This window comes from Sphingobacterium sp. UGAL515B_05 (assembly GCF_033097525.1).
In the GTDB taxonomy this organism is placed as follows: Bacteria; Bacteroidota; Bacteroidia; order Sphingobacteriales; family Sphingobacteriaceae; genus Sphingobacterium.
In genome coordinates this window covers 523,613-549,378 of the sequence record NZ_CP109907.1, presented here as the reverse complement: position 1 = coordinate 549,378, position 25,766 = coordinate 523,613, and the positions used below count along the sequence as shown (strand labels likewise).

Here is a 25,766-nt window from a genome sequence, read left to right as displayed (position 1 = left end):
TTACGGAATGTTTGAATTAGCTTCTTATGCTCAGTTTACGCGAGCGACGGTGTATTGATGTATTGGAAAAAAGGGATGATAATTTTTGCCCTGAAGATAATTGGGAAAATCGTATGGTTATGAGATGAGAATGCTATTCGCTGTTCTTGGGTCAATCTATTTTAAGGAGTATAATTGGGCTTTTCATAAGAATGGTTCCTATATCTAAGTGTAACAATGTTACTTTAAAATGAATTTGATTGAAAAAATAAATAACTGAAAATCAATTGTTTATTTCTGTTTATAAATTAATTGTTATCACAAAGTTATGCTTGCATTGCAAATATTAAAAAAAGTTATAATTTTGCTTTTAACATTTTTTAACAAGTAGAAACAATCCTAGCTAAAAGATGTTACTAACTATAACACATATATAAATTATTGGAGAGTATATCGCTAACCAGCAGTATTTTATCGAGAATAAACATTTTTTTAATAAACATAAACATATGAAACACAAATTACTCAGTTTTTTCGTGGGTAGTATGATTCTGACTTCTGTTGCATTTGCGCAAGAGAAAAAAGTTAGTGGTCGTGTAACTGGAGCTGATGGCAAACCATTGGCAGGAGTAACGATTGCTGTACAGGGATCTAACGTCGCCACACAAACAGATGCGAATGGTAATTATTCGTTATCTGTACCAACAGGAAAAGTTATTGTATTCCGGTCTATCGGATATTCTGACAAAACTTTAATCGTTAAAGAGGGACAATCAGCTTTTAATGTTACACTTAATAACTCGGATAATTCGCTAGATGAGGTTGTTGTAACTGCATTGGGCGTAAAGAGAGAAAAAAGAGAATTAGGATATTCTGCTGAACAGGTTCCTTCAAAAACTATTAATCAAGCTAGTGCGGTGAATTTAGCTAATGGACTTCAGGGGAAAGTATCTGGGTTGAACGTCACAACAACAAGCTCTAGTGTTAATGAAGATGTAAAAATTAATTTACGTGGTATTCGTTCTTTGACAGGTAAAAATGATCCATTATTAGTGTTAGATGGAATTCAGATGGATATCAAGTATCTATCATCTCTTAACCCTAATGATGTAGAAAATGTTTCTGTACTAAAAGGCGGAGCGGCGGCGGCTATTTACGGTCCTGATGCTAGAAATGGTGTAATCATGGTTACTACAAAGAAAGGCTCAGATAACCCAATAATAAATCTAAGTCACTCAACACAATGGCAAAATGTTTCATTCTTTCCCAAATTACAAAAACAATTTGGCCAAGGATATGATGGTATAATAGATCCTGTTGAGAACTGGAACTGGGGGCCAGCCTTTGATGGTTCTACGATAGATATTGGACCTAAGCTTCCCGACGGTAGTCAACAAACTACAACTTATAGTGGAACGGATGAACGCCAAAAGTTCTATAATACAGGGGTTACAAATCAGACTGGAGTATCATTAACTTCAAAAGATTTCTTCTTAAGTTTAGAAGATGCTTTGGTAAAGGGTATCGTACCTGATGATAAAAATAGAAGAACCGGAATTAGACTAAATTCGCAGAAAGAGTTTGGTATTTTTAAAGCAGGTGTTAATTTTAATTATACCCAACAGAATTACGATTTATATAATCAGACAGCACAAGCTGATTATTTTGCAGCTCAAAACACTGGAGGTAATTCAGGCTTGTTTAGTCAGTTAATCAATACACCAGCTGACATTATTCTATCGAAGTATAAGGATTACAAAAATGATAAATTTTCAACCTATGAAAATTGGTTTACGAATTATGGTTTAAATCCGTATTTTTCAATTGGTAACTGGCGAAAAGAAGGTAAAAAGCAAGATTTGATAACCAATTTGGATTTAAGCTTAAAAGCGACAGATTGGTTAAATTTCACATATAGAGCGTCTTTGACTTCTCGTAATATTGCTGAAAGGAATAAAACCGTTGGGGTCAATCCGTCAGAGTGGGCGATTAATAGAGGTAAAGATCCAATTGCTGGAGCAATAGAAGAGTATAATTATAATCAAACAATCTTGACATCAGACTTTTTTGCTGATGTGAACACTAAAATCGATGATGATTTTACGTTCAAAGGGATCTTGGGTACCTATGTCCGTCAAAATGATTGGAGAATAACACGTGTGGGTGCAGATAATTTAGTGGTATCCGAATTATACAATTTAAGCAACCGAATCGGTATCTTATCGGGATCTTCAAATGGTTATCGTACTCGTCTTTTCTCCTATTATGGTAGTGCTGGATTAAATTATAAGAATTGGGCGAACATTGAGGTGACAGGAAGGTGGGATAAGTCTTCAACTTTAGCAATGGGAAATAATTCTTATTTCTATCCAGGAGTTAATGCAGCAGTGATCTTAACAGATGCCATTCCTGAATGGAAATCTGATGCATTTAATTATTTGAAAATAAGAGGGGGATGGACTAAAACAGCAAACTCAGATATTGATCCCTATTTTTTAGCAGCAACTTTTTCTCAACCTGCTACAAGTGGTTTTCCATTCGGTTCAGTTCCCGGCTTAACTGCTAATAACACTACTTACGATCCTAATCTTAAACCTGAGCGTATTAATTCTACTGAAGCAGGGTTTGAAGCTGGTTTATGGAATAATCGTCTGACTTTAGAAGCAACGTATTTTTATAATAAAAATACAGATCAAATTATTAGTGTAAATATTTCCGAAGCTTCTGGTTATTCGAGGAGTTATCGTAACGCAGCTTCTTTTAATAGCTACGGTGTGGATTTTGGTTTTAATATTACACCAATTATCAAATTCAATAATGGTGGAGTAAATTTCAAGGGAAGCTTCCTGTGGAATGATTCTAAAGTAACCAGTATTGATGAAAGCCTTGGGTTGAATGAACTTTCAATCGGTGGATATGTGGCCGCAGGAAATTACGCAATCAAAGGATTGCCTGCCTATCAAATGCGTGGAACTGATTATAGGCGGGATGATCAAGGGCGTATAATTGTAAGTTCAACAACGGGTAGACCTTCTACCTCGTCTGATAATGTGAATTTTGGTCGTACTTTACCAAAGTGGATTGTCAATTTGACGCCTTCGGTACATTGGAAGAGTTTTAATCTTTCAGCGATGTTTGAGCATAAAGGTGGACATGTTGTATCGTTTTTTGGTCTAGGATCTGATATGGCTTGGACTGGTGTTTCTGAAGCTACTGCTTATAATAATAGGGAACCATTCATTTTGCCGAATTCTGTTATTGCTGATCCAAATAATCCAGGTCAATATATAGAAAATACATCGGTTAAGATCGGCGAAAAAGAACCGATTTATAATTATTATACTGGAGAATTTAGAAATACAGCTTCCAATTTTATTGTAAGTGCAAGTCAATGGAGGTTACGTGAACTTTCTTTAACATATGATGTTCCTTCGGAATGGCTGTCAGCACGTCAAAAAGTAATTAAGGGGCTATCTGTAGCTCTTGTAGGGCGTAATTTAGCTTTGTGGTTACCAAAAGAAAATAAATTTATGGATCCTGATTTTAATAGTATGACCTCAGATTATCCGAATGCTTATGGAAACGTCAACGCAAATGCAAATCCACCAGTTAGAAATTATGGATTTACAATTAATGCTAAGTTTTAACGACAAAAGAATTGAAAAATGAAAAATAAAGTTATAATAGCACTATTTTCAGCAGCCATAGCAATGACGGGATGCAAAGATAGTTTCTTCGATATTAATGAAAATCCTAATAATCCTACCGAGCCTACGGTCAAAGCTAGTTACTTGTTACCTATGGTATTAAAGCAAACTGCTACACGTATGGGAACTCAATATAGTTGGGCTGCTTCGTGGTCCGGATATTGGGGCAGAGGAAGTGATTTTGGACCGAGTTTACCATTAGAAAACTACGATATTACCCCATCATATCAACAAGCACAATGGGCAAATAGCACCACATCTTGGTATGATGTATTGACTGATGCTGATTTTATGGAGAAAAAAGGCAAAGCGACAAACGAGGAATTCTATGTTGGAGTTGCGAAAGTTATGAAATCAATTGGCTTTATGTATTTGGTCGATATGTATAATAACGTACCTTATTCGGACGCTTTAAGAGGAGATGCAGCTGTTGCTCCCAAATATGATAAAGGGGAAGATATATATAAGGATTTGTTAGTTCAGCTTGATTCTGCTCGTCTTATTTTTAAAAAGGGACTAGCAATTAGCGATGAGATTAGAAGTGCTGACGTATTATTTGGTGGTGATCTGACGAAATGGCGTAAGCTGGCCAATACGCAAGCATTGAAATTATTAATTCACCAATCCGAATTTAATAAAAATCCAGGCGCTGAGATCGCAAAAATTACGGGAGATGGAAGTGGTTTTATTGAATCTGATAAATCGGCAAATCTTACTATTGCCTTTGCGATGGCAGCAAATCAGGTAAATCCGGTCTATTCAACCTACGTTGCCAATCAAAACGGTACCTTAGCAGATGGATTTAATCGCGTAAGTAACTATCTATTGAATAGATATAAGAATACTAATGATATTCGTTATCAATATCTGTTCTTGCCAGCCAGAAATCCAGTTGATCCTAACAATCGATGGGTAGGTAAAGACCTTGGAGCAACAAACGTAAAAGGGGCATCTTCATCTCAGGAATCAATTGTAATTGGTACAGGTATTTTGAAAGATGGAACACAGCCTCTATGGCTAATGACCTCGGTAGAAAGTTTGTTCTTACAAGCTGAAGCTATTCAGCGGGGCTGGATAACAGGCGATGCAAAGACAGCTTATGAAAATGCTGTCAAAGAATCATTCAAATGGTTGAAGGTTACTGATGCTAGTACAGTATCAACTGCATTTTTGTTATCACCGTCTGCGAACTGGGCGACAGCTACGAATAAGTTAGAATTGATTATAAATCAAAAATATCTTTCTCTTCCAGGTATAAATAACTTTGAAGCTTATGTAGATTACAGGAGGTTAGGATTTCCTAAGGATGTGCCTCTTTCTAAAAATACAAGTGTTGGCACTCGGAAAATACCTTTGCGTTTAATGTACCCGCAAAATGAGTATAGTTTTAATAACGCAAATGTAAAGGCTCAAGGAGATATTGATCCGCAAAAGAGTACGATCTTTTGGGATGTAAACTAGTTCCATCTCCTATTACTTAATAAAGGGGGCTGTCCAAAAAGGTTGGATAGCCCCTTTTTTTATTGATATTTTAACGTATACCTATACAGGAGCTTTTCTAACATTCAAATCTCAGAGAGTCTATTTTTACTTTTTAGACATCCTCTTTTTACTTGTCTCAGTATAGTTGCTGTTTTGGTGCCAATTACATTACGAGGATAGTCCTTCATAGTCGATGCACAGAAATGGACTAATCTATAATCACAGGGATATGGTTTTCGCATATAACATGTTTCTGAGGAGCTAACGAATTTTCACATGTTGCATAATTAGAGTCCAATTGGGCTAATCTGGAAGACAATGCCTTATATTGATTGTATTTAACAGAAAAAGCAAAATTATCTCCTGACTCGGTCCCAATATAGTGTAGTACGTATTTTATTTGGCAGTCTTTTACTATTGGTCTTACATACCAATTATTGGATCCATTACACGTCTTATTAGAATAGAACCTTTCTAGCTCTTCTATATTGGTACTCAAGCGATCTCGAACTTGCTCGGCCGAAAAATCTGAAGCTAAAAGTACTTTGGGATGTCCTTCAATACAGCCGATTTCAAAATGAGTTTCAGGTGTAAAAATATCATTCAATATGGGACGAGGATCTGTTTTTCTTGCAGAATTTAATAATTCAAGATAAGTGGCTTTTAATTTCTCATAGTCACTTTTAATCGTGTTGTTTACCGGAAAATACCTGTGTCCGCTGCCAATTCCATCCATGATAGTATCTACTTGCCAATTGCTAAGGTCGTTGCAGGAAGACTTTTTAATTAAGTTTTCTATTTCTGCGAGTTTTTTGTCCGCTTTACTATATAGGTCTTGATAGGATTCATGATCTTTTTTGCAGGATGCACAAAGAAGAACGAATGCAAATAGTTTACTTATCTTCATAATTCTAACGTTTAATATTTTAATTAGTTACTAGCTATACGATAATGGGCATATAAATGCTACATTTAGATTGAGTTTTTACTACTATTTTTATATTTGTTATAAAGTAACAATTCCGAAGTTATTACAGTGTACTCCTTACCATTCTGTCGAAAATATTCTAATGTATTAGAAAATATGAATGAAATCAATGGTTTTTAACTTTTCTTGTGTACTAATTCTATCGAAGCGATCTTTCGTTTATTACTAAATCGTTAATTTTATGTATATAAATTAATAGACTAACAATTTATTAATATTAACTTAATATTGAGAATCTATTTTTACGCCGTTGAAAGATGATGGAATAGAAGATGGAAAAATGATTCTACTCGTATCATATCATCACAAGCGAAAAAGATAATTTATTTAAAATTCTCATGAAAAAAGCACTTTTACTCTTAGCCCTGATAGGTCCTGTCGTAGCGCTTGCGCAAAATAATAATGCGCCCTCCAGCTATGATCCACATGATATCAAGATTACGGGGTACCTTCAGACACAGTTTCAGAAAGCGCAATCTCCCGGAATTACTTCATTTTCGGGTGGTGATTTTTCAAAGAATTCGGATAACAGGTTTATGATCCGCAGGGGACGTCTTAAAATTGACCGCGTGGATACGTACTCCAGTATTGTCTTTCAGTTGGATGCAACCCAGGACGGTGTACAACTGATGGATGCTTTTATTCAATTGCGCCACCCAAGCCAAAAAGGTCTAAGTTTAACGGCGGGTCTTTTCAATAGACCTTTTGGATATTCCATTGTGTACTCATCAGGCTATCGTGATTTTCCGGAACGGGCACGTGTATTCCAGACGTTGATGCCACGCGAACGTGATCTTGGAGGGATGGTAAGCTATCACCCTGGCGGTAAAGCTAAATTCTTAAACTTAGATTTAGCCTTGGTGAATGGTAGCGGCCATTCGGCTAAAGATTATGATTCCAAAAAAGATCTGATCGGTAATCTTGCTTTTAAATTTGATAGCCTAGCAGATAAAAAACTCCATTTGGGGTTTGGTGGCTCGTTCTATAAGGGTTCGGTTCGTAACGATACCAAAACCTACTATACACCCAATAGCAATGGGTATACAGCGCATACCAGCGATGATAATGAAGGTAAAGCCATCGGCAGAAATTACTATGGAGCTAACTTACAGGTCGAGTTTGATAGCAGCTTGGGAAAGTCCAGTTTTAAAACAGAATATGTTGCCGGTGATCAGCCAGGGGTGGCAGGTGGTACCGATATCAAAGGTCCTTATGCCAGTAGGAGTTTCACGACCCAACCGACAACAGACCTTTATCAACGAAAATTTAACGGATATTATCTTTGGTTTACGCAAGAGATTGCTAAGACCGGTATAACTGCGCTGTTAGCATATGACGTCTATGATCCAAATACTAAAGCAAGTGGCATGACAATCGGCATGCCTGATAATTTTACGGCCGATGGTGATGTTAAGTTTAGTACGCTGGGCTATGGTCTTGCATATCAGATTAACAATAGGATAAAATTGACCGTATATAATGAGCATGTGACGAACGAAACGACAAGTTTACCAAACTTTTCGGCTGATCTGAAAGATAATGTCTTCACTACAAGGCTGCTTTATCGCTGGTAAGTCGGCAACGATCACTGTTCTTATGAGATAGACAAGGGAGCCGAAAGGATCTGAATTAAACTTGTGAAATTTGCCAAAAGGCCTTTTCTGGCTTTGATTCAGCGGCAAAGAAAATGTTAGATATTTTTCCGAATCCGGCTCAGGGATGATGCGGTAATCCCTAAATAGGATGCTAACATGGCTAATGGAACACGATTGGCCAAACCAGGGTAAAGCTTCAAGAATAGTAGATAGCGTTCTTTGGCATCGAGATTCATCATGGTATTTGCCGTTTTTAGCTTACTTTCCACCACAAAACCATAAAGTTTGGCCATTAACAATGGCCAAACTTTAATTTCCTTTTCAAGGAGTGTAAAGTTGTCAAAATCAAGGCTCCAGATTTCGGTATCTGTAAGGGATTCTATATAGTCATTGGATGGTGTTCGATCCAAGAAGCTCTGAAGATCCCCAATAAAACGACCTTCATAGATGAAATAACGGGTAAAATCATCGCCTTTACTGTTGTAATAGAGCGAACGGAATACTCCCGATTCCACAAAAGCAATGCTATTGTTTATTTTACCGCAAGCGACAAAATAGCTTGACTTTGGAATACTTTTTTTTTCGAATGCCTGTCGAATTAAGTTCTCTTCTCGCAAATCGAGCTGTCCAAATTTTCGGATGTATTCCAGTAATTGCTCCATGTTACCTTTATATTACTTCGCTAAGTTAATCAATTCTTCACGTTGAGGTCCTGTTGAAAGATACGTTATGGGAACTTGTAACTCGTCTTCTAAAAAGGAGATAAATGCACCCAAGGTTTCTGGAAGTAAGTTTGCCTGCTTGATGTTAGAGAAATCGGTATTCCAACCTTTTAAATATTTCCAGATTGGTTTAATTTCTTGTTCAGCGGATTGGGGAAATGCTAAGGAAATTTTTTGTTCATCTATTTTATAATGTGTACAGACGGGGATGGCAGCCATTTCGTTCAAGATGTCAGCTTTCGTAAGAACAAGCTGAGTGACTCCATTTAACATGACGGCATATTTTAATGCTGGAAGATCCAGCCAGCCGACACGACGGGGACGCTTGGTATTGGAACCGAATTCAGCGCCTTTTTCCCGTAAATCATTGGCAGCTTGTCCTGTGATCTCCGTTGGAAAAATGCCATTACCCACACGGGTGCAATAGGCTTTTGTAACACCATAAATTTTGTCCACCAGTTTAGGCGACACACCCAAGCTTACACAGGCTGCGGAGGCAATCGTATTTGATGAGGTCACATAAGGATAACTTCCATGGTCGATGTCAAGCAGGGTTGCCTGCGCACCTTCCGCCAATACCTTCTTGCCATCTCGGATTGCCTTGTTCAGAAAGATTTCAGTATCTATAATTGGCACTTGTTTTAAGGAAGCGCATCCCTGAATAAAATCGTGGTAAAGCTCTTCGAATGCAGGCATTTCTTGTCCCAAAAGCTGTAGTTCATTGTATTGACGGTTTAAAATTTGATATACGTCCGTATTAAAACTATCCGAGTGAATATCACCAACACGAAGGTTCTGTCTTAGTATTTTATTGGAATAGCTTGGTGCAATTCCATTTTTGGTCGTTCCTATCGTCCGATACAATGGGGACTGTTCCATATAGATATCCCAATAGCGATGGGTCGGTAAAACGAGATGCGCTTTTTGGGATATCAAAATTCTATCAACGAGATCTTGATCTGGCATAATGTGCGCTAGTTCTTCGATTTCCGCTTTGAATGCTAATGGGTCAACCACCACACCGGTGCCAATAATGTTTTTGACATGCGACGAAAAGATGCCTGATGGAAGTAGTTTTAGTGTAACCTTGTTACCTTGATAATAGATACTATGTCCGGCATTCGCGCCGCCATTAAATCGGGCGATAATATCATAGTCGCTTCCGATCAGATCAATGAATTTTCCTTTACCCTCGTCTCCCCACTGGAGCCCAATTAGAATGTCCATATTGCGTTTGTCTTGAATTTATGGTCAAAGCTAGGGCTTGCAAAGCGGAGGACAATTGCCATTTGGCAAAAAGTGCTCCTCATTATCATTTGGCCAGCAGTCTTAATGCGTTTGGATTGCGCTTAAGCTTGTTTGTGTCCCAACCGTTGTACTTTTTGTAGCCATTTATTTCGTTTAATAGGATCGGAAGTTTTGATAATTCCGATATAGGTGACTTTAACCGGCGATATTCCACAAAATTGAAGGGTGGATCTTTTGAGTTGATTAACACTTGGTCTGCCGTAAACTAATGCATAATACCAACTTGGTTGATCGAGTGTTGTAATGATCCGGGCAGATTTTCCTTTTAGCAATTTGTCCCAAAAAAGAGAATTTTCGCGGTATTGAAAGGCCCGTCCAGGTAAAAATAATCTATCGATAAAGCCTTTCATCAAGGCAGGAAGACCGCCCCACCAAACGGGATGTATCCAGACCAAATGATCCGCCCATAATATGTCTTCCCAGGCAAGAAGTAGGTCCTGTTCCAGTTCTGTCCGTTTACGATAACCAAATTCAAGGTTTGGATTGAAGTCCAGGTCAATAATATGGATTGTTCGTACTGTAGCTCCGGACGCTACCGCAGCTTCTTGATAAGCATTTGCAATGCCAAAATTGAAGGATTCCCGATTCGGGTGACCATTGATAATAAGTATTTTTTTCTGCATGATGTCGTATTACATTACAAAAATACCGATAGAGCCACCGTCTTTATAGGACAAATGTCTAAAAAGAAATTTCGCTGCGAATACGACTTAAATGACGTTGTGTGATGCCTAAATAAGAAGCAAGATATTGTAAAGGAAGTTGTTGGATAAACTCAGGATGATCTTTGAGTAAATTGGCATAACGTTGTGATGCGGTTTCTTTTTGCAGTTGAAAGACGCGCTTTTCAAGCTCAAGATATTGTTCCTCGGCAATCATTTTAAGGTACTTTGTCCATTTTAAGCTATTCGTGGCGAGTGTATCAATGGTGTTTTTTTTGATCGTCCATAGTTCGGCAGGGGTGATGGCCTGCATGGTCTCCGTACTCGGCCCGCCTGTAATAAAGGAGGAGTAGGCCGCTATCCAGGTATTGGGAAAGCGAAAACAATAGGTAATATCTTCCTTGTTTGCGCTGCTATAATAAGAACGGAATATCCCTGATTGTATAAAAGCAACCTCATGACAAGGTTGATTCTCTTTAACAAAAAAGTCGTTTTTGTTCAGCTTTCTGTATTCAAAAAGCTGAACAATCTGATTGATCTCTTCTTCCTCAAACAGACGCAAAGACCGAAAATATGCTGCTATCATGAAGTCCAAACTTAGAAAAATTGTGGTGTTCCTGCAACATAAATTCGATGTGCTTCAATCGACGCTATGTGTATTTTTCCGAGTTTAGTTTGCCGATTGAGTAATAGGTAGATTTTTAATTCGCATCGATTAGAATTGCCAACTGTAGACACATTTGATCGGAGCGATTGCTCCAAGCATGATTGGTGCCACGTTGGATCACAATATCGCCGGCCTGTAAAAGCGTTTCTTCTGTGTCTGTAATCAAGTAAATCTCTCCTGAAAGAATAACGATGTAATCCAAGCTTGCCGTTTGATGCATGAGGGGATGAGGGGTGCCAATCGCTGTTTCTATACCAAGTTCCCGATCGGGTGGGATCTGTACATAGCGGAAGTAGGTGCCATTTTTGATGACTTGGGGTATAGCATTGTTTTCTATGGGATGCTCTTTCTCAAACTTGGCCGGCATTTGACTGGTTTGCCAGATATCGGAAATAACGAGATTGGGATAGTGCTCCGATACATTATCGACCAATGCATCCGCTTCGATAAAGGATTTGCCGGCACGTATGCCTGTCACGATTCGTCTAGGTATAGTTCTCATTGATTTTGTATAATTAATTTATTGCCTTGAGTCTGGTTGTTTTTCAACATTAGATGCCCTTTTTCTATTGTTTCTGGGCTCAGTTTACCAATAAGATAAATAGGGGCGGGTTGAATAATTTCTTGCTCAATATTGTGTCTGATCCGATCCAGCCCATTTTTGAAATAGGGATAATTTAGTTTTTGCGCGTGGATAAAGTTGGATATATTGATGATCTGTGCGGCTGAACTAAATAGTTGGTCTCTTGCTGCCGCGGTCGTAAAATGTGTGATGTCGATATAAGTTCCATAGGGCTTTAATACTGCGGCGGCAACTTCCGAGAGCCGCTGACCCACCGCATCGATAGCGACATCTATACGCTGCTGATTACTTCTACGCATGATTATTTCCGTTAAATTCTCTTTTCGATAATTGATGATACTGTCTTTTTGTAGTCCCAGTTGGTGAAGTTTTTCAATACTATTCATACTTCCTGCAGTTGCCATGATATTTTTAATGCCGTTAGCCAGGAGTAACTTTAATACAAAAAGACCCACGCCCCCTGACGCGCCGGTTAGGAAGATATGGTCTTGCGGATTAATTGTTGCTCTGTCGAAAACCTGTAATGCGGTGTTGCCAGCGGTAGGAAGTGCTGCGGCTTGCTCAAACGAAATATTTTTTGGCTTAGGGCCAATGAGTCCGGCTGGTAACTGAATGGATGCTGCATAGGTCCCGTTGCTGCCCATGCTACCACAGGCAAAAAACACTTCATCTCCAATTGCATATTCACTTACTTCTGAACCTTTATCTGTAATAATTCCTGCCCCTTCTCTACCAAGTATAGGGGAATATAAATAACGTCGTTCAAATTCATTTTCACGCATTTGGTAGTCTATGGGATTGATTGCGGAAGCTATTATTTTAATTTTCACCTCGTTGGACTTCAATGGAGGAAGGTCAACGTTGGCATTTATCAATTGATTGTCTTTATCTAATATAACGGCGTTCATAACTCTATCTATTTTAAGGGATGAAAAATCAAATTGGAAATAATTTACACGGCATCCATAGATTTTACATCTTATATAGTTGTTATGACAAATCTACCTTTCGTTTGCTATATATTTGTTGGTAGTTAACAAGTGGTAACTAGTCGTTAGAAATCAATATGGGACAAGTTTTGGACGGAAATCAAATGCGGGAGGCGAGTTGTACAGAAGAATTGCGTGCTATGCGTGACGCACTGGATATTTTGGGCGGAAAATGGAAATTGATGATATTGCGTTATTTGGCTAATCGGGAGTCGCAGGAAATCCATTTCAAAAAAATGGAACGGGAGGTTCAGGGAATTTCTGCAAAAGTGTTGACGAAAGAACTTCGAGACCTTGAACTAAACTTGTTAGTCGCCCGCCAGCCAAGTGAAGACCCCGTTAAAGTGTTTTATAAAATTACGGCCTATGGTAAAAGTGTGTTCCCCGTCACCGAATCCCTGGTCAGTTGGGGTTTGGAATACCGAGAGAAAGTGAAACAGGAACTCACTGCATTAGCGAAATAACAATTTACTCCGATTGAAGAATTAACTTTTTGATCAGTGAAATCTGACCAAGGTGATAATAGCTATGTTCGATTACACCTTCGATATTTCTAAGGTAAGATCCATACTTTTTATCAATAAATGGCTGATCGAAGAGGTTTTCTTCAAATTGGGCAATGTTGTCGGCAAATGTTGCTGCGTTTTTTAGGAATCGATCTACTAGCGCATTCCAATCGGCTTTGGATCGGATAGGCGGGATATCAAAGCTGTATTTATCGCTGATTTCCAATTTTCCATGCTCAAATGCCATAAGTAATCCCTCGAGGTAATAATTGATATGATAGGTTAGGGCAGCGATAGAATTCAGATCATTTATTTTGAATATGGCCTGTTCCCAGGTCGTATCCAATAGTTGTTCCTGATAGTTGGTATTGGCAATCCAACGTCCATTCAAAAAAACTTCGCGAAGTCTATCTGCAAGAAATATACGTCTGTCAATTTTGTATTAAAATTTTCCAATGATTAGTTTTTTCCTACCCTTTGCCTTTATTTACACGTTACAGCTATAGGAAGAATTGGTATTGATTTTCTAATTCCAATTTACATACAATTTTCCTATTCTTCATCTTTGGTTAATCTCTTGTTAATAAGACTTTCCTTTTTTTGTATAAAGTCATTGTTACCAAGATATCATGTTTGCACTAACCGGAAAAGATCTAAGAAATATTTGGGACAAATTTGTGGAGGAGGAGTGTGAAGAATCATTTTATACGTTATATAAACATTATTACCACTATCTTTCTTATTTGGGGCTAAAAAAGAAAATGTCGGTACAGCGTGTTCAGGATAGCGTGAATGATGTGTTTCTACATCTATGGGAGAAAAAGTCCAGTAATTGTCAGATACGTAATCATCATAATTACATTATTACGGTTTTCTTTCAAAAACTTTTCCGCAAGGAATCATTGCAGCTGACAGATTTGGATTTTGTGGAAGAAATCCATGATCCGTCAATCCATCACTCTGTTGAAGACCAACATATCCGTGCGGTAACAACAAATACCGTAACACAGTTGGTTGAGGAGCATATGGAGCAATTAGGGACAAAACAACGACTGGTGATTTACCAACGATTTTTTTTGGATCTTTCTTATCAGGAAATCGCTGATGCCAATCAGGTTTCGATCCATACGATCTATAATACCATTTATAAATCCCTAGAAAAAATAAAAAATAACCTTTCTAGTGAACAAGAAATCTTTCTTAAAGTTGCCGTAGGGCTACTTTCTTCATTTTTGTTGATTTTTTCTTAAAAACGAGTAGTGAAAAAATGACCCAGCTCACTCTATTGTATAAATTACGATTAGAGTAGTATGAACGAACTTAATTTGCAAGCGTTATTATTGGACGAATCTTTTGTGAACTATTGTAAGGGAACAAATAAAGAGGATATCGAAAAATGGGAAAAATGGTTACAAAAATATCCTGAACATAAAGCATCCATAGCGGAGTTGCAGGAAACCATTGTGGCAATGGGACATTATGCGGGTGAACTATCCGTTCAAACAAACTATGAGCGTTTGCAGTCTCAAATAAAAAAGCGCGCTAACCAGCGCAGCTTTACAGAAATTGGTATGGCTGTCTGGTTAAAAATTGCGGCGCTCCTAGTCGTTGTTGGCGCTATCTCACTGTTTCTATTTAAACAACAGCTTGCTGAAGAACAGCCAAAAAATGTACAGCATATTGGTGCTCCGGGAAAGGATGATGCCTTATTAACACTAAAAGATGGCTCCGTTGTTTCCTTAGCTGATATAAAGAATGGAAGTGTTGTTGCACTTCAGGGCGGGGTAAAAATTCAAAAGAACAACGCTGGTGAATTGGTGTATAAGGCTGTTGAAAAGGAGCGGATCGCCAGTACAGCAATGAATAAAATTGCGACGAATAAGGGAAATCAATATCAAATTATATTGCCAGATGGATCGAAAGCTTTTCTCAATGCAAATTCAACCCTGACATATCCTTTGAAATTTAATGAAAACGAACGGCATGTCCATATGACCGGAGAGGTTTACTTTGAAATTGCAAAAATTGAGACTGGAATGGGAAAACGAATTCCTTTTTACGTGGAGACAGCAAATCAAAAAATAGAGGTACTTGGTACGCATTTCAATGTCAACGCATATGATGACGAACCTTATACAACAACAACGTTATTGGAGGGAAGTGTGCGCGTTAGTTCGAAAAAAAGAAATGAATCGGTGCTCTTAAAACCAGGACAGCGGGCTTTGTTAAGTGAAGCCCTGCGTGTAGAAAATGTCGATATTTCTCAGGAAGTAGCTTGGATAAATGGTGACTTTGTTTTTAAAGGAGAGGAATTGGTAAGTCTGCTGCGTAAAGTTTCAAGATGGTACAACGTGGATGTAGTATGTCCGGAACGGCTTGAGAAGCTGAAATTTGATGGTATGGTGTCGCGTTCTCAACCGCTATCTACCATTATTGATATGTTGCAAACAACAGGAAAAGTAAAATTAACGCTAAATGGAAGGAGGCTTATTGTGATAGATTGACCTATCTAATTTTTACGATAAGCCGGATAAAAACAACCAAAGGTGCTGGTAACACCTTTGGTCAATGTGTTAAGCTTATCGATCATGTTGCGATTCAATGATCATCAAATAATATTAACAACAACAAATATATGAGTTTTTATCAATGCATGCGTGTTATGAAAATCACCATGGTATTTTTAACTTGTTTGTTGGTGAAAGTCAGTGCGTTTACTTACGGTCAACGTATTACACTTAACAAACAAAATAGTCATATCCCAGCTATATTAAAAGAGATAAGGCAGCAGAGCGGTTATGATTTTTTTTACGATAATGGGCTCTTTAATCGAGCAAAACCCGTTAATGTCAATCTAAACAATGCAACTGTTGAAGAAGCATTGAATATATGTTTTGCAGGACAACCGTTCGGTTATGTTGTGAAAAATAAACTGGTTGTTGTTACGGCGCTTCGGACTGTGCTGGAAAAGCCCGCCGATGTATTGCAGCAGCGCTTGGTTGGTCGAGTTATTGATCAACAGACAAAAAGGACATTGGCCGGTGTTTCAATCCGTGTTAAAGGGACATCTGGAGGAACGAATTCTGATGCAAATGGAAATTTTTCGTTATCGATTTCTAAAATCCCCACTGTTCTCGTTCTTTCCTATCTGGGCTATCAGACCAAGGAAATTGAAATTAATGATGTGAAGGACAACCTTGTCATTGGTTTGAGCCCTCTTGCTACAGCATTGGAAGAGGTCACCGTTCAGGCAAGGCGTAAAATGAACACTGAAACGGCTGTGCTGGAAGAACGTAAACGCGCTTCTATTGTACAGGATGCTATTTCGGCCGAATTGATTGAGCGTACGGCCAGTATCACGACTACACAGGCATTACAACGCGTTACTGGTGTTACGGTGACTGATGATAAATATGTTGCGATAAGAGGGCTAGGTGATCGATCTGTGATCGGTCAGTTGAACGGCGTACGATTGGCTTCTTCTGATCCTGACCGTAGTGCCATCCCGTTGGATCTCGTTCCGGCTTCCTTATTGGATAATATTACCGTTTATAAAACAGTAACACCAGACAAACCTGCCGATGCTGCTTCGGGCATCGTTGAGCTCAAAACGAAATCTGTGCCTGAGAAAATGACATTTGAGCTTATCGCTCAAACCGGGCTCAATTCGAACATTGGTTTGGGGGGGAATTATAACAGCTTTTGGAACAGTGAGATGGGGTTATTGGGGACACGAATCAATAAAAAAGACCTTTCCTCGGATTTTCTAAATCTTGCAACACAATATCCCAATGGATTAAGTTCCATCCAGGATATGATCGCCAATAGCAACTATAGTCCTTCAGGATACCAAGAAGTAAACCGGGTTAATACGATTATGAAAGGGTTTGATCCCGTTATGACGACTCGATACCGTCGCGCGCCCATGAATCAACTTTACTCGGCAACATTCGGTAACAGTTATGATGTTTTTGGAAAACACAAACTGGGACTTGTCGTCGGAGGAAATTATTATAGAAGAACCGCTGATATTTATCAGGGCGAACTGACCCAGTATAGCATCTATCAAGGAGTGGTAACCGGTAACCCTGATATTTATAGTTTTAGGAATATTCCCAATTATATTACACCGAATAGTCTTTTTATGGGGAAGTATCAAACTTATCGTGAAAATACAGGAACCGAAACACTAAACTATGGTACACTTGTAGGGGTCACCTACCGCTTTAATCCACAGCATGAGGTCAGTATGCAATATTTGGGAAGCTGGGGAGGAGAGTCTATCGCAACAAATTTAAATGGACGCTATGAGTATTCGGGTTTGCCTGGCGAAGTCAGAAGTACTATTCATTCGCTTAAACAGACTTTCCGTAATCTGAATACCTTTAACCTACAGGGCGAACATAAGTTTTTGAAAAATGAGCTCTCGCCTCGTTTGAGTTATAATGTTGCAACGTCAAAGTCCACGCAGAATGATCCGGATTTTAGATTTGCAAGTCTTGTAGACTACAAACCTCGGGGTGGGGGATGGTATCGACGTCCCATTATAGGTGAGCAGGCTCATTTTGATGACTATGTATATTCTGAACATCTCTATGCACTTACATCGGGCTATGTAAATGGATTTGGAAATTATGGCATTATTCAAGCTGAACCTAATGGTCGGAGATGGCGAAATTTGAACGAAGATAATTTTAATGCAAAAGCTGATCTGAGTTTTCCTTTCAGGCTATTGGGCGAAAAACAGTTGTTTAAAACGGGGTTCAATTATTTATTTAGGGATCGTAAATTTACAGAAAACCAGCTGTTTCTGCCAGGTTCAAATTTTACGGGTAATAAGGCCATTCCTTTATATGACGTCCAAGGCAATTTAGACCGTTTGGTAAGCAATGAAATTGTGGGTGTTGTATTACCAAAAGCGGGGCAGGGTGAAGGTATGATGCCAGTAGGTGGATTTCTATACAATAGCCAAAAATCACCAAATAACTACAAGGGTTATTTTGAAACCAATGCATTATATGGTATGCTGGATCTCAAGATCGCTGAACGATTCCGCATGGCCGGAGGAGTTCGGTTTGAGATGACAAATATTGGTTCGGCAGTGGATACTGCGAATGTATTTTTAGACCCTGCACTGACCGCAACATCTCCAGATGGTACACGTATTCCACTGGATCCGATTAATCCCAATTCTGTCTATAAAACAAAATATAAACCATTCTATTCTGTCAATGCAACCTATACGTTGAATGACAATATGAATTTTCGTGGGGCCTTCAACACGACTCTGGCGAGACCCGAATTGCGTGAGATTACCAATGTATTTGAATTTGATGCCTTTCAAATGGGCTTAGTTGTTGGTAATCCCAATTTGAAAAACCAATATACCCAAAATGCGGATTTTCGTTGGGAATGGTTTCCTGCTAAAGGAGAGGTCATTGCCGTGTCAGCTTTTGGAAAGCGTATAGAAAATCAATTGGTTAAGGTCTTTAATCTAAAAACTCAGGGGTTAGCTGCTACTTATCCGGAATTTCCAACCATCCAATTTCAGAATGACGGTAATATTGGTAAGGTATGGGGATTGGAATTTGAAGTTGTCAAGAATTTGGGAACCTTATATGATCCTTTAAAAAACTTGTTTTTGGGTACCAATCTTTTATTGGCACAAAGTGAAATTAAAAAATCTGAGGAGCGTTATGAAGCAAATCGTTCACTGGATAGATATACCCCAAAAAATAGTCCGTTGTTTGAACAGGCTCCTTATTCGATTAATGCTTGGTTAAACTATGATAACGACAAATCAGGAACCGATCTCACTGTGACCTTTAATATGGTTGGGGAACGCTTAGTCCAAATTAATCTGACAGGGGAACCGGATCTGTATACACAGCCCGTGCCTTACCTTGATTTTGTTTTTTCCCAAAAGCTCAATAAACGGATCTTGTTTAAAGGCTATGCCAAAAATATAATGAATCCTGCTATTAAAACTGTTTATGCTAATCCGCAAACCGGAGGAAAGTGGTATGGAAATGAGTATATCAACAGAAGTTATAAGCGCGGTGCGGAAATTATGATCGGTTTTACCTATAACTTATTTTAATCTAATGAAAATCAGTATGTTTAAACGTGTGAGTTGTCGGTTTTTTGGTGTTACAGCTTTATGTTTTTTATCCTTTGTTTCTTGTAAAAAGGAAAAACTGGATGTGATTAATGACAATCGTCCTGTAACTGAAAACCGGCCAAATTCAAATACTAGAATTGTAAATCTATCTGACTTTAATCAGGTTATTGCTAATGGCGACAGCTTGACAAGTTTTGTTGTGTTGCATCCGTTAAATCCGGGGAATCATAAATATCCTGGAACCTCATATTTCCCGACAGACGGGCGTTTGACAAAGATATGGACAGTGCCACAAGATCTTTTTGACCAGAAAGAAGAGGCCGATCTTACGTTTGCAGCTCGCTTTTATCAGGGGTTTGGTTTGAACCATGATTTAAAAGTCAAGGTGAAAAATAGTTATGAACAACCTAGTGATTATTTTTTGCTTCCTTCCTTATTCATGAATGGTCAACCGGAAGTTGTTGCACTAACGCGTGCTATGACTAGTCCCACTAAGCCAGACCATTTTAAAATCCGCATTGTTAATCTCAGTGGGACAATTAAAAATCCAGCTATTGGAATGAATGGTCCGCAAGAAAATCTCGTTGGTCCAATTTCTTTAGCCTATGCCGATGGTACATTGGTGGATCAAAAAACCAGTGCAATAGCAGCTTCTCAGATTAGTTCTGAATACATCGAGTTGCCTTATGGAACCTATCAATTCAAGATATTGCTAGCAGATGGCAGACCCCTCCCTTCTTTGGGCTCAGGTCGGTTTGAATACGGGCTCATTGATTTACCGACTTCCACCATTCCAAAAGATTATGCGAATTCTACTAATTTTACTTATGCTCCGATTCAGGATTTTCAACCTGGTGGTGTTTATACGATCGTAGTCAGCCCACAGCGATTTAATTATTTTTCCAATGAGCTGAATGAGACAGTTTCAGTCTATCAAAATTCGTTTCAGATCATGACAGATATTGCTGCGCCAACGAATCAAAGTTATTTGAGGATACAAGGTGTAAATGCATATAAGGATCAATCGATAGGGTTTCGGGTCGATGGAAAGGTTATTGCCAGCGGTATCGGATTTGGAAAGGGAAGCAATTACAGTGTGTTTACCCAGAAGCAATATGATATAGAGGCTATAGATGCAGCTGGAAACGTACTCGCTACAATAAAGCAGGAATTGCGGAGCAATCAAAATTATACGTTATGGCTCTATCCTGACCGAAATGGAAAGGCTCAGTTGCTTCTCATTTCCAATGATTTGAGTGGTACTATGCCTTTACCTGCTGAAGACGATGGGACATACAGCCGGCTAGCTTTTAAATTCTTCTTCTTTAATCGCTTTTTAAATCTGTCGGCAAGCAATCCTTATATCACTTTTACATTGCCTAACGGACAGCCCTTGGGGAACAGTGGCAATGTAAATCTGCAACCTGGGATTCCTTCGGTTAATATGCCTTATACCAATGTAAATATTATGACGAATCCCTATGCAATAATGGCTTATCGTTCTAAACCGGACGTAATACCAGGTGTCTGGGCCGACGATATTGAGGTATTGCAATCGACGGAGTTTATAGCAAATAAATCGCTGTATACAACCATTGGAAGGCCTCTGCCAGCATTTGAGCCAGGAATTTATACTGTAGCGTTGATTGGAAAAAGTGGTTCGGGATTGTCCGATAAAGAAAAAGCGCGAATGATCATTATCAAACATAATAAATAATGAAAAAGCAAAATATATCAAATCGTATTTGGCTATTGGCCATTTTTATACTATTGCTTGGTTCCTGTACGAAAATTGAATATACACAGATTGCCGAGCCGGCTTATCTACGTGTTTTTAATAATGTCAATTACGTACAGACTATGGGGAGCAAGGATGATAAAGTACCCTATTTCTGCATGCTTATCAATCCAAAAATAGGATCTGATGGAAAATTTACAGGAGCGGAAATTGTAGGTGATTTCTTGGATAAAAGAGATCCTTATGCTCCCCCATATCCTTCGCACATCGGGAACAGTACAGACCCAAGCAATCCCGAATATCCAGGAAAGGAAAATGTTCTAGTCGGTCCTATTTTAAACGGATTTGACTTAAGTAGCTGGGCTCAGGTACCCTCAGGCGAGATAAGGGTCGTATTTGCGTATCGTCCAAAAAATACGGTACCCTTCTTTGAATTGGAAGATCGTTTGAAAAATGACATTCTGATTGACACGGTGATCAATCTTCAAAGCAAAGAAGTTTATACACTCCATCTTTTGCAAAGGGATTTTATAAAGAAGGATCATGGAATCTTATTGAGACATGAAAATTTCTATAAGCTTCCATTATCAGATTCATTGGTGTACGTAAACTTTTACAATATGAGTGCAAAAGGCTTCTGGGAAGCTGATGCAAGCTTAAAAGATGATGATTATCGATTGAAAAGCTTCAAAAATGGCGTCAAAGATGAAATGAATGTGTTTTTGTCACTTTATGAAAGTCAGGAAGAGCTCAGCCATTATGCTGCGAAAGTAAATGGTTACCAAGGACGTTTTTTGACGACCGTTAAACGTAATACAAGTTCAAACGAAGTGAACGCCTATGCAAGTTTTCCGTTATGGGCGAGTAGTAAATCCAACGGTATCCGCACAGCTATTTGGCAACGATTTGACTTTTTTACACCTGGAATGGATCCCGTCACGAATCCATTTTATGATAGTGAGAGAAATACAGGTAGCAACTGGGCTGTACTTAATTGTATCCTGAACGGAAAAGTAGGGTTGACCAGTAATGAAAACGGAACACTGCTTCCAAATTTGTTGGTCAATGTACATTCGGGAAAGGATAACCCACGCACTTTCGCAACGGTCAATACGATCGAAATTGTCAATGGTCGCGTCTACCTAACTACCATACAACGAAAATATGCTCCACCTATTTACTAAAATTAGCAGAAATGATTCAATATAATAGCAAAATAGAACAGAAAGTTTCACTGCTTCATGCCATGGGCTGGTTTTCTGCGTGCTTATTTATGTTGCTGCTACAAGGCTGCAAACATGATAATCTCACGGTGCCCCAACCTAATGAAAATATACGGCCAGCGGCCGATTTTATTCATAATAATTATGAAATGCGCCTCTTTGATGCGGCGCTGGAGAAAACGGGTCTGAATGTCGAACTAAATGGCAAAGGTCCATTTACAGTTCTCGTGCCAAACGATCTCGCTTTTAATGAGATCGGTGTGTTTCGTCCAACCGATTTTGATCGAATGAATAAGGATAGCTTGCGGAGACTGATTTCTTATCATATTCTCCCGAGGCGCCTATATGTGAGCGATATTCCGAGCAACTCGGTGGATTTTAGATATGCAACACTCGAAGGTTCCGAATTGTACGCCTCAATCGGTTCTATATCACCTGGGGCTACTAATCCCGTGAATATGCTGTTTTTTAGCGGAGCGAAAGCGATCCGCAAAGACGTGGTTTTATCCAATGGGGTTTTGCATGTGCTGGATAAGGTCATGAAACCACAATTTGAAAAAAATATTCAGGATTGGCTCAGTGACAAGAAAGACTATACCGTTTTTGTGGCAGGACTGAAGAAATTTGGTCTGTGGGATCAGTTTGCTGGAAAAGGCCCTTTTACGGTATTTGCACCAACAAATGAGGCCCTAGAAAAGAGAGGGATTACGATGGAATTTTTGGATAGTGCTGTTCCACAGAATTACGTCCCCGAGGTATTGTTTGGTGCCTATATTATGTACGATAAACATTTTTTTATATCGGATTCACAGGTTTTTACGATCATTAATTCGAACGGTAATTACAAATACCACTTGAAAGATAAAGTACATTATATGGAATATTTTGCCAATGAAGTCTATCCGACCTGGAAATTGAGTTATAATATGAGACTTCGGGACAATGATACTTTCTATTCGATTATACTCGCTGATGTAACTTATGCTGTCGGCGCTAAAATGGACTATTTGTGTAGTAATGGTCTGGTACATGATTTAGATCAAGGGCTGGTGAACCCAGATCAAGCGATAAAAAAAGGAAAAGATGAAAAATAAATCAATAAATGCCGTTTGGTATATGCTGTTGTTATGTACTACTGCTGTGTCTGTACTGCTATCTTGCCAAAAAACTGAGTTCATGCCGGAGCTTGTGGGGGAGGAAGTTCCCTATAAAAACGAAGCTTCACAGGATGTTACGCAACTATTGACAACGCATAACGAAGCAAAAGTTTTTTTAGCAGCATGGCAGAAAAGTAACATTGTAGCACTGATCAAGGCTGCTGGAGTCAATACAAAAGTGACCGTACTGGTGCCAGCCGATAATGCGTTGAAGCAAGTTGGAATAACACTAGAGACTGTTCAAAAAATGACTACTGAGGAAGCTGCCGATTTCGTCCAATTTTACAGTTTTTTAGGAGATCTTAACCAAATTAAACTTGGTAAATATAGTCTCATGGTTCGCTCGATGTTAAAAAATCAAAATTATCGAGTACCTTTTTATGATAATACCGAGCCAGTTGGCAGACGTTACGACATCTATGCTTATCGTCATTATCTGGCTGTGAAAGATGGCGATTTGCTAGTCAATGGTAAGTCTAAAGGAAAATTAGCTTATGAGCCCGCGACAAATGGCGGTATCTATATGTTGGAAAAAGTGATCGAAAAGCCTACTATGACCATATTGGAGGCGCTAATAGCCGACGGAAGGTTTACTTTTTTTGTGGAATCCCAACGTTTGTCCGAGGAAATGTTTTATGAAAAAATGTTGGATGATATTGAACCTCTATGGGGATATCGTATGAGTAAAGAGGAATTTTTGAGCTATTATCCAGAGGCCAGAGTTCCCTATCAACGAGGCTGGGATATAGATAGGGATCCATTTTACAATGAGATACCTAATATTAACCTGACAGCCACCTTTGCACCAACAGATGATGCCTTTCGAAAAGCAGGCTTTAAAAGCGTGGCCGATATTTTGGCTTTTAATGCTAAAAGGGGAGATGTAAGATACGACGACATGTATTTTGAACCACGTGGAGCATATCCGACAGATACTTTATTCAGTTTTCATCGCAATTGGGGCAGAGTGTTTGCAACTGAGGATCCTGCTTATGGCATAGCGCTATCTAATAATACCGTCTTTTATAGTAATGATCTGGATCCTGCCTTGTTAAACGATTACTATGTGAATATAGGGGGAAATAGTCAGGTTCAATACGCTTATAAAATGCCGTTAGCTTTTTCTAAAAATGGAAACCAGATCCAAATGAAAATCAAAGAAGCTGAGCAAGCACCGATCAATATTATTGAGACAGATATCAATACGGTCAATGGGCCGATCCACGTTGTTGATAACCTACTGCTTCCAAAAGGATTTAAACTTAAATAAAAGATGAGACGACATAATTTTAGTTATAGCAAGTGTAGCCTATTTTTGCTGACGATCAATCTATTATTTGCTTGTAAAAAGGAAGAAAACACGACGAATTTTGACAATAATAAGGTCAACTTGGTCGTTGCCGATAATTTTAATTTATCGGTATTTAATGCTGCATTACGTGTCAGTAACATGGATAAAGAGCTGCAAAAGGGCGAAGGTCCCTATACTTTGCTTGCTCCATCCGACAATGCCTTTGGAAAGGCGGGTTATCCAACTGTAGTGAGCATGCTGTCTGAACGCGCAGCAATAGTTTCTAATATCGCTAATTATCATATACTGGATGGGAAATATGAGCTAGATAAGCTTCCTTTTCTGTTCAATCAGGAATTGAAAACACGTCGCGGTAAGGTCTATGCCACACATTGGGTAAAAGGAGCTGATACAGTACTGACATTGAATGGAGCACGTATATTGACACAAAATTTGCCTGCATCTAATGGACTGATTCAAGTGCTCGACCGCGTTATGACTCCTTATGTACATGATAAGATTGTCGATGCTATCAACGCAGATGCGAGTATCAGCATATTTGCTCGTGCTATAAAAAGGACCGGCATTTTATCCGATAAGACAAATCAGGGAGCCTATACAGTTTTTGCACCAAATAATGCTGCAATGACTCTGCTGGGATTTCAATCCGTGCAGGATGTGGAGCTAGCCAATTTAGACGATCTGAAAAAATTAGTCCGCTATCATATTCTCCATGACCGTCGTTTTGTGTATGACTATATCTTGAGTACGGGTAATACAAATATGTCTAAGCAAACCATGCTAGATGGTAACAGTGTAGACATTAAGTTGGTTCCAAATACCAGTTCTCCGGGCTCTTTTAGCGGTATAACACTTCGGGGTTTGGGAAATACAACTGATGTCTTATTACAGAAACAGGATATCCTTACCGGAGATGGGGTACTACATATTGTTGATCAGGGTCTACGGCTAACACAGTAATAAGAAGATTTATCTAACGAATTAATGAAACATAGCAATGAATAGATATCAATATGACAGTATATGC

General features: G+C 38.8%; 20 protein-coding genes. 12 read left to right on the top strand and 8 right to left on the bottom strand.

Going from position 1 to position 25,766, the window contains the following annotated elements; genetic code table 11:
- The first annotated feature begins 488 nt into the window (after positions 1–488).
- Together OK025_RS02175 and OK025_RS02170 are read left to right on the top strand one after the other, a co-directional pair.
- Positions 489–3,626 carry a SusC/RagA family TonB-linked outer membrane protein gene (locus OK025_RS02175; RefSeq protein WP_317668164.1) on the top strand — a complete coding sequence of 1,046 codons (3,138 nt, stop codon included), beginning with the start codon at positions 489–491 and terminating at the stop codon, positions 3,624–3,626.
- A gap of 18 nt (positions 3,627–3,644) precedes the next feature.
- Positions 3,645–5,147: a SusD/RagB family nutrient-binding outer membrane lipoprotein gene (locus OK025_RS02170; RefSeq protein ID WP_317668163.1), complete on the top strand. Its 1,503-nt coding sequence runs from the start codon at positions 3,645–3,647 to the stop codon at positions 5,145–5,147.
- Positions 5,148–5,376: 229 nt separating this feature from the next.
- Here the strand turns inward: OK025_RS02170 and OK025_RS02165 are convergent, their stop codons facing one another.
- Complete coding sequence (locus tag OK025_RS02165) at positions 5,377–6,075, bottom strand: hypothetical protein (RefSeq protein ID WP_317668162.1); 699 nt, start codon at positions 6,073–6,075, stop codon at positions 5,377–5,379.
- A 419-nt stretch (positions 6,076–6,494) separates the two neighbouring features.
- Here OK025_RS02165 and OK025_RS02160 point away from each other — a divergent pair, with 419 nt between their 5' ends.
- Positions 6,495–7,730 (top strand): porin, encoded by a 1,236-nt coding sequence (locus OK025_RS02160; RefSeq protein WP_317668161.1) that lies wholly within the window; start codon positions 6,495–6,497, stop codon positions 7,728–7,730.
- A 116-nt stretch (positions 7,731–7,846) separates the two neighbouring features.
- Here the strand turns inward: OK025_RS02160 and OK025_RS02155 are convergent, their stop codons facing one another.
- The 6 genes from OK025_RS02155 to OK025_RS02130 form a co-directional block, all read right to left on the bottom strand.
- The gene (locus tag OK025_RS02155; protein WP_317668160.1) at positions 7,847–8,413 is read right to left on the bottom strand and encodes a Crp/Fnr family transcriptional regulator; all 567 of its coding nucleotides are present in this window, start codon (positions 8,411–8,413) and stop codon (positions 7,847–7,849) included.
- A gap of 12 nt (positions 8,414–8,425) precedes the next feature.
- Entirely contained in the window at positions 8,426–9,700 is a 1,275-nt protein-coding gene (locus tag OK025_RS02150; protein ID WP_317668159.1) for an adenylosuccinate synthase, read from the bottom strand.
- 122 nt (positions 9,701–9,822) lie between these two features.
- Positions 9,823–10,404: an NAD(P)H-dependent oxidoreductase gene (locus OK025_RS02145; RefSeq protein ID WP_182982788.1), complete on the bottom strand. Its 582-nt coding sequence runs from the start codon at positions 10,402–10,404 to the stop codon at positions 9,823–9,825.
- 58 nt (positions 10,405–10,462) lie between these two features.
- Positions 10,463–11,029 carry a Crp/Fnr family transcriptional regulator gene (locus OK025_RS02140; protein WP_201665863.1) on the bottom strand — a complete coding sequence of 189 codons (567 nt, stop codon included), beginning with the start codon at positions 11,027–11,029 and terminating at the stop codon, positions 10,463–10,465.
- Between the two features lie 115 nt (positions 11,030–11,144).
- Positions 11,145–11,612 carry a cupin domain-containing protein gene (locus OK025_RS02135; protein ID WP_201665862.1) on the bottom strand — a complete coding sequence of 156 codons (468 nt, stop codon included), beginning with the start codon at positions 11,610–11,612 and terminating at the stop codon, positions 11,145–11,147.
- Positions 11,609–12,601 (bottom strand): NADP-dependent oxidoreductase, encoded by a 993-nt coding sequence (locus tag OK025_RS02130; protein ID WP_317668158.1) that lies wholly within the window; start codon positions 12,599–12,601, stop codon positions 11,609–11,611. The genes OK025_RS02135 and OK025_RS02130 overlap by 4 nt, the downstream gene beginning before the upstream one ends.
- A 158-nt stretch (positions 12,602–12,759) precedes the next feature.
- Between OK025_RS02130 and OK025_RS02125 the strand changes: the two genes are divergently transcribed.
- On the top strand, positions 12,760–13,146 hold the full coding sequence (locus OK025_RS02125; RefSeq protein ID WP_317668157.1) for a helix-turn-helix domain-containing protein: 387 nt from the start codon (positions 12,760–12,762) through the stop codon (positions 13,144–13,146).
- A gap of 4 nt (positions 13,147–13,150) precedes the next feature.
- Here the strand turns inward: OK025_RS02125 and OK025_RS02120 are convergent, their stop codons facing one another.
- Positions 13,151–13,579, bottom strand: a complete 429-nt coding sequence (locus OK025_RS02120; RefSeq protein WP_317668156.1) for a DinB family protein — start codon at positions 13,577–13,579, stop codon at positions 13,151–13,153.
- 238 nt (positions 13,580–13,817) lie between these two features.
- Between OK025_RS02120 and OK025_RS02115 the strand changes: the two genes are divergently transcribed.
- The 8 genes from OK025_RS02115 (at position 13,818) to OK025_RS02080 (ending at position 25,699) form a co-directional block, all read left to right on the top strand.
- Complete coding sequence (locus OK025_RS02115; protein ID WP_317668155.1) at positions 13,818–14,438, top strand: sigma-70 family RNA polymerase sigma factor; 621 nt, start codon at positions 13,818–13,820, stop codon at positions 14,436–14,438.
- 60 nt (positions 14,439–14,498) lie between these two features.
- Entirely contained in the window at positions 14,499–15,692 is a 1,194-nt protein-coding gene (locus tag OK025_RS02110) for a FecR domain-containing protein (protein WP_317668154.1), read from the top strand.
- A gap of 131 nt (positions 15,693–15,823) precedes the next feature.
- Complete coding sequence (locus OK025_RS02105; protein ID WP_317668153.1) at positions 15,824–19,288, top strand: TonB-dependent receptor; 3,465 nt, start codon at positions 15,824–15,826, stop codon at positions 19,286–19,288.
- A gap of 4 nt (positions 19,289–19,292) precedes the next feature.
- Positions 19,293–21,026: a DUF4397 domain-containing protein gene (locus OK025_RS02100; RefSeq protein WP_317668152.1), complete on the top strand. Its 1,734-nt coding sequence runs from the start codon at positions 19,293–19,295 to the stop codon at positions 21,024–21,026.
- Complete coding sequence (locus OK025_RS02095; protein ID WP_317668151.1) at positions 21,026–22,231, top strand: hypothetical protein; 1,206 nt, start codon at positions 21,026–21,028, stop codon at positions 22,229–22,231. Before OK025_RS02100 ends, OK025_RS02095 begins: the two co-directional genes overlap by 1 nt.
- 11 nt (positions 22,232–22,242) lie before the next feature.
- Positions 22,243–23,364: a fasciclin domain-containing protein gene (locus OK025_RS02090; RefSeq protein ID WP_317668150.1), complete on the top strand. Its 1,122-nt coding sequence runs from the start codon at positions 22,243–22,245 to the stop codon at positions 23,362–23,364.
- On the top strand, positions 23,354–24,697 hold the full coding sequence (locus OK025_RS02085; protein WP_317668149.1) for a fasciclin domain-containing protein: 1,344 nt from the start codon (positions 23,354–23,356) through the stop codon (positions 24,695–24,697). Before OK025_RS02090 ends, OK025_RS02085 begins: the two co-directional genes overlap by 11 nt.
- Positions 24,698–24,700: 3 nt before the next feature.
- Positions 24,701–25,699, top strand: coding sequence for a fasciclin domain-containing protein (locus OK025_RS02080; protein ID WP_317668148.1), 999 nt, complete (start codon positions 24,701–24,703; stop codon positions 25,697–25,699).
- Positions 25,700–25,766: the final 67 nt, after the last annotated feature.

Coding starts and splice junctions, on each gene's coding strand:
- OK025_RS02125 (WP_317668157.1), top strand. CDS start 12,760: ATGGGACAAGTTTTGGACGGAAATCAAATGCGGGAGGCGAGTTGTACA.
- OK025_RS02165 (WP_317668162.1), bottom strand. CDS start 6,075: ATGAAGATAAGTAAACTATTTGCATTCGTTCTTCTTTGTGCATCCTGC.
- OK025_RS02140 (WP_201665863.1), bottom strand. CDS start 11,029: ATGATAGCAGCATATTTTCGGTCTTTGCGTCTGTTTGAGGAAGAAGAG.
- OK025_RS02090 (WP_317668150.1), top strand. CDS start 22,243: ATGATTCAATATAATAGCAAAATAGAACAGAAAGTTTCACTGCTTCAT.
- OK025_RS02175 (WP_317668164.1), top strand. CDS start 489: ATGAAACACAAATTACTCAGTTTTTTCGTGGGTAGTATGATTCTGACT.
- OK025_RS02105 (WP_317668153.1), top strand. CDS start 15,824: ATGAGTTTTTATCAATGCATGCGTGTTATGAAAATCACCATGGTATTT.
- OK025_RS02170 (WP_317668163.1), top strand. CDS start 3,645: ATGAAAAATAAAGTTATAATAGCACTATTTTCAGCAGCCATAGCAATG.
- OK025_RS02135 (WP_201665862.1), bottom strand. CDS start 11,612: ATGAGAACTATACCTAGACGAATCGTGACAGGCATACGTGCCGGCAAA.
- OK025_RS02160 (WP_317668161.1), top strand. CDS start 6,495: ATGAAAAAAGCACTTTTACTCTTAGCCCTGATAGGTCCTGTCGTAGCG.
- OK025_RS02100 (WP_317668152.1), top strand. CDS start 19,293: ATGAAAATCAGTATGTTTAAACGTGTGAGTTGTCGGTTTTTTGGTGTT.
- OK025_RS02115 (WP_317668155.1), top strand. CDS start 13,818: ATGTTTGCACTAACCGGAAAAGATCTAAGAAATATTTGGGACAAATTT.
- OK025_RS02085 (WP_317668149.1), top strand. CDS start 23,354: ATGAAAAATAAATCAATAAATGCCGTTTGGTATATGCTGTTGTTATGT.
- OK025_RS02145 (WP_182982788.1), bottom strand. CDS start 10,404: ATGCAGAAAAAAATACTTATTATCAATGGTCACCCGAATCGGGAATCC.
- OK025_RS02150 (WP_317668159.1), bottom strand. CDS start 9,700: ATGGACATTCTAATTGGGCTCCAGTGGGGAGACGAGGGTAAAGGAAAA.
- OK025_RS02130 (WP_317668158.1), bottom strand. CDS start 12,601: ATGAACGCCGTTATATTAGATAAAGACAATCAATTGATAAATGCCAAC.
- OK025_RS02080 (WP_317668148.1), top strand. CDS start 24,701: ATGAGACGACATAATTTTAGTTATAGCAAGTGTAGCCTATTTTTGCTG.
- OK025_RS02095 (WP_317668151.1), top strand. CDS start 21,026: ATGAAAAAGCAAAATATATCAAATCGTATTTGGCTATTGGCCATTTTT.
- OK025_RS02110 (WP_317668154.1), top strand. CDS start 14,499: ATGAACGAACTTAATTTGCAAGCGTTATTATTGGACGAATCTTTTGTG.
- OK025_RS02155 (WP_317668160.1), bottom strand. CDS start 8,413: ATGGAGCAATTACTGGAATACATCCGAAAATTTGGACAGCTCGATTTG.